At 67.3% G+C, this 13286-nt stretch carries 12 protein-coding genes; 8 read left to right on the forward strand and 4 right to left on the reverse strand.

Translation table 11 applies throughout. The features are described from left to right. Nucleotides 1-457: 457 nt before the first annotated feature. Nucleotides 458-1669 carry a tyrosine--tRNA ligase gene (tyrS, locus tag QZ853_RS04790; RefSeq protein ID WP_295571155.1) on the reverse strand — a complete coding sequence of 404 codons (1212 nt, stop codon included), beginning with the start codon at nt 1667-1669 and terminating at the stop codon, nt 458-460. Nucleotides 1670-1835: 166 nt separating this feature from the next. Between tyrS and QZ853_RS04795 the strand changes: the two genes are divergently transcribed. Both QZ853_RS04795 and QZ853_RS04800 read left to right on the forward strand, forming a co-directional pair. Further along, nucleotides 1836-3308, forward strand: coding sequence for a peptidoglycan DD-metalloendopeptidase family protein (locus QZ853_RS04795; RefSeq protein WP_295571156.1), 1473 nt, complete (start codon nt 1836-1838; stop codon nt 3306-3308). 65 nt (nt 3309-3373) lie between these two features. After that, nucleotides 3374-4501: an anhydro-N-acetylmuramic acid kinase gene (locus tag QZ853_RS04800; RefSeq protein WP_295571157.1), complete on the forward strand. Its 1128-nt coding sequence runs from the start codon at nt 3374-3376 to the stop codon at nt 4499-4501. Nucleotides 4502-4580: 79 nt separating this feature from the next. On the opposite strand, the gene QZ853_RS04805 is transcribed toward QZ853_RS04800, so the two are convergent. The 3 genes from QZ853_RS04805 to QZ853_RS04815 form a co-directional block, all read right to left on the reverse strand. Further along, the gene (locus QZ853_RS04805) at nt 4581-4811 is read right to left on the reverse strand and encodes a hypothetical protein (protein WP_014645678.1); all 231 of its coding nucleotides are present in this window, start codon (nt 4809-4811) and stop codon (nt 4581-4583) included. 77 nt (nt 4812-4888) lie between these two features. Further along, entirely contained in the window at nt 4889-6193 is a 1305-nt protein-coding gene (locus QZ853_RS04810) for an MFS transporter (protein ID WP_295571158.1), read from the reverse strand. Further along, on the reverse strand, nt 6190-6990 hold the full coding sequence (locus QZ853_RS04815) for an exodeoxyribonuclease III (protein WP_295571159.1): 801 nt from the start codon (nt 6988-6990) through the stop codon (nt 6190-6192). Before QZ853_RS04815 ends, QZ853_RS04810 begins: the two co-directional genes overlap by 4 nt. Before the next feature lie 162 nt (nt 6991-7152). On the opposite strand from QZ853_RS04815, the gene pyrE reads away from it, so the two are divergent. The 6 genes from pyrE (at nt 7153) to kdpC (ending at nt 13275) form a co-directional block, all read left to right on the forward strand. Then, entirely contained in the window at nt 7153-7812 is a 660-nt protein-coding gene (gene pyrE, locus QZ853_RS04820) for an orotate phosphoribosyltransferase (protein WP_295571160.1), read from the forward strand. A gap of 19 nt (nt 7813-7831) precedes the next feature. Further along, the gene (locus tag QZ853_RS04825) at nt 7832-8494 is read left to right on the forward strand and encodes a hypothetical protein (RefSeq protein ID WP_295571161.1); all 663 of its coding nucleotides are present in this window, start codon (nt 7832-7834) and stop codon (nt 8492-8494) included. 251 nt (nt 8495-8745) lie between these two features. Further along, nucleotides 8746-8838, forward strand: coding sequence for a potassium-transporting ATPase subunit F (locus tag QZ853_RS04830; RefSeq protein ID WP_005407770.1), 93 nt, complete (start codon nt 8746-8748; stop codon nt 8836-8838). A gap of 12 nt (nt 8839-8850) precedes the next feature. Next, nucleotides 8851-10560: a potassium-transporting ATPase subunit KdpA gene (gene kdpA, locus QZ853_RS04835; RefSeq protein WP_295571162.1), complete on the forward strand. Its 1710-nt coding sequence runs from the start codon at nt 8851-8853 to the stop codon at nt 10558-10560. Between the two features lie 10 nt (nt 10561-10570). Next, nucleotides 10571-12628 carry a potassium-transporting ATPase subunit KdpB gene (gene kdpB, locus QZ853_RS04840; RefSeq protein ID WP_295571163.1) on the forward strand — a complete coding sequence of 686 codons (2058 nt, stop codon included), beginning with the start codon at nt 10571-10573 and terminating at the stop codon, nt 12626-12628. Further along, nucleotides 12625-13275, forward strand: coding sequence for a potassium-transporting ATPase subunit KdpC (kdpC, locus tag QZ853_RS04845; protein WP_295571164.1), 651 nt, complete (start codon nt 12625-12627; stop codon nt 13273-13275). The genes kdpB and kdpC overlap by 4 nt, the downstream gene beginning before the upstream one ends. The last annotated feature ends 11 nt before the right edge of the window (nt 13276-13286 follow it).

Raw genomic sequence — 13286 nt, forward strand, 5'->3', positions numbered from 1 at the left:
TTGCTTTAAAACAATTAATAGTTGCTTGATCAAACGTCTGCAAGATGGACAATCATCCTTCCTGCAGGCGCCTTCACAAGATACCTGCGCATACTTTCAAAGATCCGGGGAAGTGGCCTCAGCGCCGTTCCCGTGTGCTGCGAAGCTTCCTTCGTAGCGAGCCGCCCATTATGTCAGACTTTTTCAGCCTGTCAACACCTTCGTTCGATCATCTCGCTCGGCTGTGTTGGACGCCCTGTTGCCGCTGAAGCCCCTTGGTGGCGACCCCTGCGACGGGGGAGGAGAAGTATGTCCCCATCTGGATGATTTGTGAAGGGGGTGTGGCGATTTTTTTCAGAGAATGTTGCATCTGTTCATGCATCGCGCTGCGGGAGGCGCCCGTCAAGAGCAGCCGAGCGTGGGCCCGGCTCTACAAGAGCATAAGCAAGGGCCGGCTGGCGCCGGCCCTTGCTTTGTCTCAGGCAGCGATCAGGCGCACGCGGGCGAACGTACGCTTGCCAACCTGCAGCAGGCCCTCGAAGCCCGGCTGCAGCACCTGCTGGCCGTCCTCGACCACTTCACCATCGACCTTCACCGCACGCTCCTTGAGCTTGCGGTTGGCCTCGGAGTTGCTCGGGGTCAGGCCGGCAGCGGTCAACAGCGCGGCAATACGCAGGCCCTCGGCCGGGATCGCCACGTCCTGCAACGGCAGCTGGGTGATGTCGCCCTGCCCGGTCACTGCCGCTTCCCAACCGGCAATGGCCTGCTCGGCCGCAGCGGCATCGTGGAAGCGGGTCGCCAGTTCACGCGCCAGGCGCAGCTTGACCACGCGCGGGTTCAGGCCGCCAGTGGCCACCTGCTCGCGCAGCTGCACGGCTTCGGCCTGGCTGATGTCGAACGACAGCAGCTCGATCCAGCGCCACATCAAGGTGTCGTCCACCTTCATGGTCTTGGTGACGATGTCGATGGCCGGTTCGCTGATGCCAATGTAGTTGCCCAGCGACTTGGACATCTTGTTGACGCCGTCCAGGCCCTCCAGCAGCGGCATGGTCAGCACTACCTGCGGCTTCTGGCCGTGGTGTTCCTGCAGGCCACGACCCATCAGCAGGTTGAACTTCTGGTCGGTACCGCCGAGCTCAACGTCGGCTTCCAGGGCCACCGAGTCGTAGCCCTGCACCAGCGGGTACAGGAACTCGTGGATGGCGATGGACTGCTGGGCGGCGTAGCGCTTGGCGAAGTCATCGCGCTCGAGCATGCGTGCCACGGTGTGCTGGCCGGCCAGGCGGATCATGTCGGCCGCCCCCATCTTGCCGAACCACTCTGAATTGAAGCGGACTTCGGTACGGCTGCGGTCGAGCACCTTGAACACCTGCTCCTCGTAGGTACGTGCGTTGGCCAGCACGTCCTCGCGGCTGAGCGGCTTGCGGGTGAGGCTCTTGCCGGACGGGTCGCCGATCATGCCGGTGAAGTCGCCGATCAGGAAGATGACCTGGTGGCCGAGGTCCTGGAACTGGCGCATCTTGTTCAGCAGCACCGTATGGCCCAGGTGCAGGTCGGGTGCGGTGGGGTCGAAGCCGGCCTTGATCCGCAGCGGGCGCCCTTCCTGCAGGCGCGCACGCAGATCCTCAAGCTTGAGGATCTCGTCGGCACCACGGCCGATCAGGGCAAGGGCTTCTTCAATCGAGGACACGTGACTACTCCCGGCAACGCCGATTCTTGTGTGGGGTGTTAAAGCAAAGTTAACCCGATTGGCTTCACAAAAGCCAATGGGCACAAGGGTTTGACGCGGTTTTCCCAGGTGTCTATGGTAACCGGCGTTTAGGCCCGCGCTCCCGGGCCGTCAGGAAAAATCGCCGATGCACAATTCCGAACAAGGGCGCGCACGCAAGCAGCGCTTCCAGGAACGACTCCACGTCCTGCACGACAACGCCCTGCATCGGAAGCTCAGGCAACACCTTCCCGCCGCCTTCAACGAGCGCTGGACCCGGCGCCATTGGATGCATGCCAGCCTGTTCGCGACCATCGGTGCCCTGGTGGCGACGATCGTGCCGGGCTTCTCGCACACCATCGATGCGCCGTTCGCCGACAGCCACACCAGCCTGGCGCTGCCGTTGCCGCCGCTGACCATGGCCCGCCAGCAGCAGGTGCCCGGTGACAGCTGGCAGGTGCTGCGCGTGGAACGCGGCCAGACCCTGAGCGATCTGTTCGACAAGGCCGGCATCCCGGCCACCACTCTGCACCGGGTGCTGGACCATCCCGGTGCGCGCGAGGCGCTGACCAAACTGCGCCCGGGTGCCGAGATCGCCTTCGACATGCCGTTGTCCGGCGACCTGCGCAGCATCCGCTTCGACCGCGATGCCGACAACCGGGTGGAACTGAGCCTGGCCGGCGATGACATCAAGGAGAAGGTGACCAAGCGCGAGACCTCCACGCGCACGGTGGTGACCAGCGGCGAGATCACCAGTTCGCTGTACGCCGCCGCGCGCCGCGCCGGGCTGTCGCCGTCGGCGATCGCGACGATGACCGACGACATCTTCAAGTACGACATCGACTTCTCGAAGGACCTGCAGCCGGGCGACCGCTTCAGCGTGGTAATGGATGAAACCTGGCGCGAAGGCGAGAAGGTGGACACCAGCAAGATCCTGGCGGCGACCTTCACCACCGGCGGCAAGACCTATTCCGGCTTCCGCTTCGACCGCAACGGCAAGTCCGAGTACTACGACATCAACGGCCGTTCGCTGAAGAAAAGCTTCATCCGCATGCCGATCCCGTTCGCGCGGCTGAGCTCGACCTTCGGCGCGCGCAAGCACCCGGTGCTGGGCAAGATGCGCATGCACAAAGGCGTGGACTACGCCGCGCGCACCGGCACCCCGATCATGGCCGCCGGCGACGCCCGCGTGCAGTTCGCAGGCGTGCAGCGCGGCTACGGCAACGTGGTGATCCTCGACCACGGCCGTGGCCACACCACCCTGTACGGGCACATGTCGCGCTTTGCGAACATCAAGACCGGCCAGCGCGTGGCGCAGGGCACGGTGATCGGCTATGTCGGCTCGACCGGCCTGGCCACCGGCCCGCACCTGCACTACGAATTCCGCGTCAACGGCGAGCACCGCAACCCGCTGACTGTGACCATGCCGCCGCCGGAGCCGCTGAAGGGCGCCGAGCTGGTCGCCTTCCGCGCGCAGACCGCGCCTGCGATGGCCCGCATCCAGGGCATGGAGAAGCTGATCTACGCCGATGCCAGCCCGGCCCCGACCAGCCGTGACGAGGCCGCGCCCGAGGTGGCCAGCACCAAGGACAAGAGCAGCACCGGCCGCAAGCGCGGCTGAGCCCCTGCGTTGACGAAGAAGGACGCGGCAGCCCAAGCTTGCCGCGTCCTTTTTCTATGCCTGCCATGAACACCACTGCCGATGCTGACGCCCCCCTGTACCTTGGCCTGATGTCGGGCACCAGCGCCGATGGCATCGATGCTGCGCTGGTGCAGTTCCCCACTGGCGGCGGCTGCCGCTTCGTGCACGGACTGACCGCCCGCTGGGAGCCGGTGCTGCGTGCACGGCTGGTGGCGCTGGGCGAAGGCGGTCCGCTGGACTCGCTGGAGGAACTGGGCGAGCTGGACGCGCGCATTGCGATCAACTTCGCTGCAGCGGCCAACCAGCTGCTGGCCGAGGCCGGCGTGGACCCGGCACAGGTGCGGGCGATCGGTTCGCATGGGCAGACCGTGCGCCATCGCCCGTTGGCCGACCCCGCCTTTACCGTGCAGCTGGGCGACGGCAACCGCATCGCCGAGCTGACCGGGATCACCACGGTGTGCGACTTCCGTCGCCGCGACGTGGCGGCCGGTGGCCAGGGCGCGCCCCTGATGCCGGCCTTCCACCTGGGGATGCTGGGCGCGGCCGACGAGGATCGCGCAGTGCTCAACCTGGGCGGCATCGCCAACCTGACCCTGATTCCACGCGAGGGCGTGGTGCGCGGCTTCGATACCGGCCCGGCCAACGCACTGATGGATGCCTGGTGCCAGCGCCACACCGGCCGCACCTTCGATGCCGACGGTGCGTATGCCGCCAGTGGAGCGGTGGATGAGCGGCTGCTGGCCGGCTGGCGTTCGGAGCCGTGGTTCGACCTGCCGCCGCCGAAGAGCACCGGCCGCGAACAGTTCCACCTGGCCTGGGCCGAGGCGCACATGGGTGAAGGCGAGTACAGCGCCGCCGATGTGCAGGCGACCCTGCTGGAGTTGACTGCGGTGACGGTGGCCGATGCATTGCTGGCGCAGCAGCCGCAGACCCGGCGCCTGCTGGTATGTGGCGGCGGCGTGCGCAACCGGCAGCTGATGAAGCGGCTGAGCGCGCGGCTGCCGGGCGTACAGGTGGAATCCAGCGCGGTGCATGGGCTGGACCCTGAGTACGTGGAGGCGATGGGATTTGCGTGGCTGGCGCAGCGGACAATGGAGGGCCTGGCCGGCAACCTGCCGAGCGTGACAGGGGCCCAGGGGCCGCGGATCCTGGGTGCGATCCATCTGGCGTGAGGTGGCACCATCCACGCATGGCGTGGGGCTACGGGGCAGCCGAGCGTGGTCTCGGCTCTACAGCATTGCGGCGCGGCCGCTAATCGAAGCCCTGCCCTGCGGGCAGGGCCTGCAGGGCGGCGATGGCAGCGGAGAGGGCGTCGACTTCGGGATCGCCAAAGCCGGAGCGGACCTCCAGTTCACTGCTGAACAGGCCCTGCTCCAACAGCGCGGCGCAGGTCTGTTCGTGGGTCCAACCGCGGGCGACCGCGACCCTGCGGATGCGTTCCAGCAGCAGCGGGTCAAGGTCCCGCAGCACAACGTCGGCCATGCTCACTTCCCCGTTCGCAAGGCACCGCCCCCTCGGCGCGTCGGGGCGATGATCCCGCAGACCGGGCGGGCAGGCAATCAGTCGACCGGCGGCGGCCCGCGATCGACGATCCGCGGCCACAGCCAGGCCAGCAGCAGCAGGGTCGGCACCACGGTAATCGAGCTGAGGATGAAGAACGTGCTGTACGACGTGGCTTCGACGATATAGCCGGATACGCCACCGACGAACTTGCCGGGCAGGTTCGCCAGCGACACCAGCAGCGCGTACTGGGTGGCGGTGAAGTTGCGGTCGGTGAGCGAGGACATGAAGGCCACCAGCACGGTGCCGGCGAAGCCCTGGAACAGGTTGTCGGCGCTGAGCGCGGCATAGAACGCCCACAGCTTGCCGGGGTTGTGCGCCATCAGCAGGAACGCCAGGTTCGACAGCGCCACGCCCAGCGCGGCCACCAGCAGCATGCGACGGAAGCCGAACGCGGCCACCGCGATGCCGCCCAGGAAGGCGCCACCGATGCCCATCCATACTCCGAACAGCTTGGAGACGGTGGCGATGTCGGCCTTGTCGAAGCCCGAATCGAGATAGAACGGACCGGCCATCACGCCGATCACCTGGTCCGGGAACTTGAACAGGCCGACAAAGGCCAGCAGTACCAGCGCCAGCGCCACGCCATTGCGGGTGAAGAAGCTGGTGATCGGCTGCACGAACGCCTCGGCGACGTCGATGCGACGCTGCACGGCGTTGGCCGGACGCTCCGGTTCGGCGCACAGCAGGGTGGTGACAATCGGCAGCAGCATCAGGGCCGCCATCGCCAGATAGGCGACGATCCAGCCCTCGAACTGGGCCAGGTACAGCGCACCGGCACCGGCCAGGATCAGGCCGATGCGGTAGCCCAGCGTGTAGGTCGCCGCCAGCGCGGCCTGCGCGGTCTGCGGGGCGATCTCGATACGATAGGCGTCGACCGCCGAGTCCTGGGTGGCGCCGGCGAACGAGGCCACCAGCACCCAGGCCACCAGCGGCCAGACACCCTGCTCAGGCCGCACGAAGGCCAGCGCGACCAGGCCGACCAGCACCAGCGCCTGCGATACCAGCAGCCAGGAGCGGCGTCGGCCGAGCCGGCCGAGAAGCGGGAAGGCATAACGGTCCAGCAGGGGCGCCCACAGAAACTTGAGCAGGTAGAAGAAGCTGGCCAGGCTGATCAGGCCGATGCTGCCCAGGTCCAAGCCGACGTCGCGCAGGCGCGTGGACAGGGTCTGCGAGGCGATCAGCAGGAACGGCAGGCCGCTGCCGAAGCCGAGCATGGCCATGGTCAGCGCCGACGGGGTGCCGAAGGCGCGCTTGATGCCTGCCCATCCCTTGTAGCTGACCTGCGTGGCCGCCTCGGTCACAGGTCGTAGTCCACGGTGAACGGGGCGTGGTCGGAGAAGCGCTCGTCGCGGTAGATCGAGCAGCTGCGCAGGCGGTCACGCAGGCCTGGGGTGATGAACTGGTAGTCGATGCGCCAACCGACATTGTTGGCGCGGGCGGCACCGCGGTTGCTCCACCAGGTGTAGTCCTCGCCGGTGGGATGCAGCAGGCGGTAGGCGTCGGCCCAGCCGCGACCGGCGGCGGCATCGGTGGCCTGGCCGTGGTCGGCACACAGCGCGTTGAGCCAGTCGCGCTCTTCCGGCAGGCAGCCGGAGTTCTTCTGGTTGGACTTCCAGTTCTTGATGTCCAGCGCCGAACGCACGATGTTCCAGTCGCCACACAGCACGTAGTCGCGGCCGCTGCGCGCCCACTCTTCAAGGATCGGCCGCAGCCATTCCATCACTTCGAACTTGAACCCCTGGCGCAGGTCGCCCGAGCTGCCGGACGGGATATAGAAGGAGACTACGCTGAGGTTGCCGTAGCGCGCCTCGATATAGCGGCCTTCGTCGTCGAACGGGGCCCAGCCCAGCGAGGTGATGACCTGGTCCGGCTCGCGCTTGCTGTAGATCGCCACGCCGCTGTAGCCCTTCTTGGTGATGGCATCGCGGTAGAAGCAATGGTGGCCGTCCGGGCGGAACATCGGATCGGTCAGCTGGTCTTCCTGGGCCTTGGTCTCCTGGATGCACAGGATGTCGGCATCCTGGGCACGGAACCAGTCAAGGAAGCCCTTGGTCGCGGCGGAACGGATGCCATTGGCGTTGAAACTGATGATGCGCATGCGGAAGACCTACGGCGGGAAACCGGGCAAGCATACCGGTTGACCGCGGGGCTGCGCAGTCCGCCGGGAGGGGCCGCGAGCGCCTTCACAGGCCGTCGGACGAGCGCGAAACGCCCAGCTGGATTAGGATTTGTGCTCCAAATGAATATGAATCGAGTTTTGATGAGCGACCACCGCCACCGTTTCCTGCAGCTGGCCCTGACCGCCGATGCCCTGCGCTTTGGCCAGTTCACCCTCAAGTCCGGCCGGCTGAGCCCCTATTTCTTCAACGCCGGCCGCTTCGACTCCGGCTCGCTGCTGTCCCAGCTTGGCGCCTGCTACGCCGATGCCATCGATGCCAGCGGGATCAAGTACGACGTGGTGTTCGGCCCGGCCTACAAGGGCATTCCGCTGGCCACCGCGATGGCCTGCGAGCTGGCCCAGCGCGGCCGCGACCTGCCGCTCTCGTTCAACCGCAAGGAAGCCAAGGACCACGGCGAAGGCGGCCAGCTGATCGGCGCCGACATGCAGGGCAAGCGCGTGCTGATCGTCGACGACGTGATCACCGCCGGTACCGCGATCCGCGAAGCGATGGGCATCATCCGCGCCGCCGGTGGCACCCCTGCTGGCATCGTGGTGGCGCTGGACCGCCAGGAGATCGCCTCGGAATCCGACCGCCGCTCGGCCGCGCAGTCGGTGGCCGAGGAAGCCGGGATTCCGGTGATCGCCGTGGCATCGCTGGCCGACCTGCTTGATTTCGCCTCCGGCAACCCGGAACTTGTGGGTTACCGGCAGCCGCTGGAAGCCTACCGGGCCCAGTACGGCGTACGTTCGATCCGCTGACCGACCCAGGGGAAAGGTCATGTCCCGAGTTCCTGCTGTGCTCCTTGCCGGCCTGCTGCTGGCGGTACCGTTCACGCTGCCGGCGCAGTCGCGCGACAACGGCAAGGTGGAAAAGAAGCTGTATTGCTGGAACGAGGGCAAGGAGCGCATCTGCAGTGATGCGCTGCCGGCCGATGCGGTCAACCATGCCCGCGAGGAATTCAATGCGAAGAGCGGCCTGCGCAATGCGCAGGTGCAGCGCGCGTTGACCGACGAGGAGCGCGCCGCCGCCAGCACGGAGGCGGCGCAGCAGCAGCTGGACCTGATGGCGGTGCAGACCCGCCAGCGCACCGAGCAGGCGATGCTGTCCACCTACGGCAGCGAAGACGACCTGCGCCGGGTGTTCGCCGAACGCCAGGAAGTGCTGGACAACAACCTCAAGACCGCCGAGTACAACGTCACCAGCCTGCGCGAATCGCTGGTGGCGCTGCTGTCGGCTGCCGGCGACCGCGAGCTGGCCGGCGGCAAGGTGGCCGCCAAGCAGGCCGAGGCGATCCGCCAGCGGCATGTGCAGCTGCAGGTACAGCAGCGCCTGCAGGCCGGCTTCCTGCAGCAGCAGCAGGCATTGAAGGCCGAGATCGACAGTACGCTGCAGCGTTATCGCGAGCTGAAGGGACTGGTGCCGGCGAGCCAGGCCCCGTGATTCGCCTGTAGAGCCGAGCCCCTGCTCGGCTTTCCAGAAGCGGGTCGTCGCGCCGCCTCGGCCGATCGGTGCGCCTTCCACGCATGGCGTGGATCTAACGGGAAGCGCAGGCGCCGGGGCCGGTTACGGGTTGGCCCACCGAATTTATGCACTCTTTACGCGTCGGCCCGGTCCGGCGCGTAGTGCGTTTATGGGGAGCAGGACCACGATGGCGGCCTGAGGTGGAGGGGTTCCACCAGGACGCTATTGCAATGTCCCCCTGGCTGTCGTTGTTGTGTGGCGTGCTGGTGCTGGTTGCCGCCGCTTATCTTCTCTATGTCGTGCTGCGGCCCGAGTCGTTCTGAACGGAGCCTGCCATGACTGAGATGCTTGTCATTCTTGCCGCCAGCCTGCTGCTGGCGTGGCCGCTGGGCCTGTACCTGGCGCGGGTGATGCGCGGCACGCCGATGAAGGTCGACGTGCTGTTCAACTGGATCGAAAAACCGCTGTACAAGGTATTCGGCGTTGATCCATCGCGCGCCATGTCCTGGCGCGGCTACGTGCTGGCCTTCGTGCTCAGCAACCTGGTGGTGGCGGTGCTGACCCAGGCGGTGTTCATGACCCAGGCCTGGTTGCCGTTGAACCCGGATCAGATCCCGAACATGCGCTGGGACACCGCGCTGCACACGATGATCTCGTTCCTGACCAACACCAACCAGCAGCACTATTCGGGCCAGGCGCAGCTGTCCTACCTCTCGCAGATGACCGGCATTACCGGCCTGCAGGTGGTGACGCCGATGATGGGCCTGGCGCTGGCGGTGGCCACGCTGCGCGCGCTGTTCTCGCGTGCGCCACAGGCTGCGGCGGCCAACGGGACCGGCGACGACCGCCAGGTCGCGGTCGGCAACTACTACGTGGACGTGGTGCGGCTCTGCGTGCGCGTCCTGCTGCCGCTGTGCCTGGTGTGGACGCTGTTGCTGACCAGCCAAGGTGTGCCGTCGACCATGGAGGGTGGCCCGCAGGCCACGCCAATCGATGCCAGCGCCGGCATGGCCCAGCAGAAACTGCCGCTGGGACCGGTGGCGGCGATGGTTGCGGCCAAGCAGCTGGGCGCCAACGGCGGCGGCTGGTATGGGCCGAACAGCAGCTTCCCGCTCGAGAATCCGACCCCGCTGTCGAATGCGCTGGAGATCGTCGGCATCCTGCTGGTGCCGATGGCGGTGATCTTCATGATTGGCGCGTTCACCGGCCGCCGTCGCTTCGGCGCGCTGGTGTTCAGCTGCATGCTGGGCATGTCGCTGCTCTCCACCGGCGCGATGATGTGGAGCGAGGGCCATAGCGCCAGCGCCGCCACACCGCTGCTGATGGAAGGCAAGGAGGTCCGCTTCGGCGCCGACGGCACCGCGCTGTGGGCGGCGGTGACCACCCAGGTTTCCAACGGCTCGGTGAACGGCATGCACGATTCGCTGGCGCCGCTCAGTGGCGGCATCGCGATGGTCAACATGCTGGTCAGCGCGATCTGGGGCGGCATCGGCTGCGGCCTGCAGCAGTTCATCGTCTACCTGCTGCTGGGCGTGTTCCTGGCCGGGCTGATGACCGGGCGTACGCCGGAGCTGTTCGGCCGCAAGCTGGAAACCCCGCAGGTGCGCCTGCTGGCCCTGCTGGTGCTGCTGCAGCCGATCACCCTTCTGCTGTTCACCGCGATCACCCTGGCCGTACCAGGCCTGGCCGGCACCTCCAACCCGGGCTTCCATGGCATCAGCCAGGTGTTCTACGAGTACGTCTCAGCCTACGCCAACAACGGTTCGGGCTTCGAAGGGCTGGGCGACGCCACGCTGTGGTGGAACCTGAGCTGCTCGCTGGTGCTGCTGCTGGGCCGCTTCCCGCTGCTGATCATCCCGTTGGTGGTGGCTGCGCAGCTGGCCGCCAAGCGCCAGGCGCCGGAGTCGGCCGGCAGCCTGCAGATCGAAACCCCGACCTTCGCCCTGACCCTGGTCTCGGTGATCGTCATCCTGACCGTGCTGCAGTTCATGCCGGCGCTGGTACTCGGCCCGATCGCTGACCACCTGAGCCTGGGACTGCACTGAGGACACCGCAATGAGTACCCACGCAAGTTCAATCCGTAGTTCCCATGCAGCGCGCCCTGCCCTGCTCGATGGCGCTGGCCTGCGCCGTGCACTGATCGAGGCGGTTCTGAAGCTGTCGCCGATGCACCTGGTGCGCAGCCCGGTGATGGCGGTGGTGATGGCCGGCACGATCGTGGCGGCAATCGTTACCCTGACCGGCAATGCGCCACTGGGCTTCGGCCTGGCGGTGACCGCGATCCTGCTGGTGACCGTGCTGTTCGGCAACTTCGCAGAGGCCGTGGCCGAAGCACGCGGCCGGGGCCAGGCCGCGTCACTGCGCCGCGCCCGCCAGGACCTGGTGGCACGCCGGCTGGCCGCACCGCAGCCGGATGCTGCCGAAACCCAGGTGCCGGCCGCCGAACTGCGCCCAGGCGACCACGTGATCGTCAGTGCCGGTGAACTGGTGCCGGCCGATGGCGAGATCGTGCAGGGCCTGGCCACCATCAACGAAGCGGCGGTGACCGGCGAATCGGCACCGGTGCTGCGCGAGGCCGGCACCGATCGTTCCGGCGTGATCGGCGGCACCAAGGTGCTGTCCGACCAGATCATCGTGCGGGTGACCGCCGAGCCGGGCCACAGCTTCCTGGACCGGATGATCGCGCTGGTGGAAGGTGCCAACCGGCAGAAGACCCCGAACGAGATCGCGCTGACCCTGCTGCTGGCGGCGATGACGCTGACCTTCCTGGTGGTGGTGGCGACGCTGCCGGCGATCGGTGCCTCCGTGGGCGTCAAGGTCGACCCGCTGTTGCTGATCGCGCTGCTGGTGTGCCTGATCCCGACCACCATCGGTGGCCTGTTGCCGGCGATCGGGATTGCCGGCATGAACCGTGCGCTGGCCGCCAACGTGCTGGCCAAGTCGGGCAAGGCGGTGGAAGTGGCCGGCGACGTCGACGTACTGCTGCTGGACAAGACCGGCACCATCACCTACGGCGACCGCCAGGCCAGCCACTTCCATCCGTTGGCCGGCGTCGATGCCAGCCAGCTGCGTGAAGCGGCGCTGCTGTCTTCGCTGGCCGACCCGACTCCGGAAGGCAAATCGATCGTGCGCCTGGCGCGCGAGCAGGGTTGCGCTACCGCCGAACCGGACCATGCCGAGTACCTGGCGTTCAGCGCGCAGACCCGGATGTCAGGCGTCGATCTGGAACACGGGCGGCAGATCCGCAAGGGTGCCGCCGATGCCATCCGCGCGCATGTGCAGTCGCTGGGCGGCAACGTGCCGGCCGAGCTGGCCGGTCGTGTCGAACAGGTTGCGCGCAACGGCGCCACCCCGCTGGTGGTGGCCGAGGGTCGCCACGTGCTGGGCGTGATCGAGTTGTCGGACGTGGTCAAGCACGGCATGCGCGAGAAGTTCGCGCAGCTGCGGGCGATGGGTATCCGCACGGTGATGATCACCGGTGACAACCCGCTGACCGCCGCCGCCATCGCCGCCGAGGCCGGCGTCGATGACTACATCGCCGAGGCCCGCCCCGAAGACAAGCTGGCGCGCATCCGCCAGGAACAGGCCGGTGGCCGCCTGGTGGCGATGGTCGGCGACGGTACCAACGACGCGCCGGCACTGGCGCAGGCCGACATCGGCCTGGCGATGAACTCCGGCACGCAGGCGGCGAAGGAAGCCGGCAACATGGTCGACTTGGATTCGGACCCGGCCAAGCTGCTGGCGGTGGTGGAAGTGGGCAAGCAGCAGCTGATCACCCGCGGCGCGCTGACCACGTTCTCGCTGGCCAACGATGTGTCCAAGTACTTCGCGATCCTGCCGGCGCTGTTTGCCGCTGCGGTTCCGACCATGGCCGCACTGAACGTGATGCAGCTGTCGAGCCCGCGCAACGCGGTGCTGGCGGCGCTGATCTTCAACGCCCTGGTAATTCCCGCCCTGATCCCGCTCGCCCTGCGTGGTGTGCGCTTCCGCCCGGCCACCGCCACCGCGCTGCTGCGCCGGAACATGCTGGTATACGGCCTCGGCGGCGTGCTGCTGCCGTTCGCGGCGATCAAGGCGATCGACCTCCTTCTTGTCCTGGTATTCGGCGCATGAACCGTTCTCTCTCCACTTCGACATCCCTCCCGCGCGAACCGAAGGCAGAGGCCCGCGTGGCCAACCTTCAGGATGGCGCCAGCTGGCGCCCGGCAATCGGCCTGGGCCTTGCCACGCTGCTGCTGGCCGGTGCGGTCTATGCTGGCATCGCCACCGGCTTTGCCGGCCTTGCCTTCCCGGGCCAGGCCGAAGGCAGCCTGTTGCGCGATGGCAACGGCCAGGTGCGCGGCTCGGTGTGGCTGTCGCAGCCGTTCAGCGGTGATGGCTACTTCCAGGCGCGGCCGTCGGCGGCCAGCTACGATCCGATGGCGGCGGCCGGTTCCAACCTGGCGCGCAGCAATCCGGCCCTGGCCGAGCGTGTTGCCGCCAGCACTGCTGCGGTGGCTGCACGCGAAGGCGTCGCGCCGGCGCAGGTGCCGGCGGATCTGGTCACCCAGTCCGGTGGCGGTCTCGACCCACAGTTGTCGCCGGCCGCAGCACAGCTGCAGATCGCACGCGTGGCCCGTGCCCGTGGCCTGCCGGTGGAACGCGTGCAGGCACTGGTGCAGGCGCATACCGAAGGCCGCCAGTGGGGCCTGTTCGGCCAGCCGCGGGTGAACGTGGTGACCTTGAACTTCGCCCTGGACCATGCGGCCAAGGCACCGTGATGCCGGCCTGC

The sequence above is a fragment of the uncultured Stenotrophomonas sp. genome (assembly GCF_913778665.1).
Lineage (GTDB): Bacteria > Pseudomonadota > Gammaproteobacteria > Xanthomonadales > Xanthomonadaceae > Stenotrophomonas.

Coding starts and splice junctions, on each gene's coding strand:
- QZ853_RS04795 (WP_295571156.1), top strand. CDS start 1,836: ATGCACAATTCCGAACAAGGGCGCGCACGCAAGCAGCGCTTCCAGGAA.
- QZ853_RS04800 (WP_295571157.1), top strand. CDS start 3,374: ATGAACACCACTGCCGATGCTGACGCCCCCCTGTACCTTGGCCTGATG.
- QZ853_RS04805 (WP_014645678.1), bottom strand. CDS start 4,811: ATGGCCGACGTTGTGCTGCGGGACCTTGACCCGCTGCTGCTGGAACGC.
- QZ853_RS04815 (WP_295571159.1), bottom strand. CDS start 6,990: ATGCGCATCATCAGTTTCAACGCCAATGGCATCCGTTCCGCCGCGACC.
- pyrE (WP_295571160.1), top strand. CDS start 7,153: ATGAGCGACCACCGCCACCGTTTCCTGCAGCTGGCCCTGACCGCCGAT.
- QZ853_RS04825 (WP_295571161.1), top strand. CDS start 7,832: ATGTCCCGAGTTCCTGCTGTGCTCCTTGCCGGCCTGCTGCTGGCGGTA.
- QZ853_RS04830 (WP_005407770.1), top strand. CDS start 8,746: ATGTCCCCCTGGCTGTCGTTGTTGTGTGGCGTGCTGGTGCTGGTTGCC.
- kdpA (WP_295571162.1), top strand. CDS start 8,851: ATGACTGAGATGCTTGTCATTCTTGCCGCCAGCCTGCTGCTGGCGTGG.
- kdpB (WP_295571163.1), top strand. CDS start 10,571: ATGAGTACCCACGCAAGTTCAATCCGTAGTTCCCATGCAGCGCGCCCT.
- kdpC (WP_295571164.1), top strand. CDS start 12,625: ATGAACCGTTCTCTCTCCACTTCGACATCCCTCCCGCGCGAACCGAAG.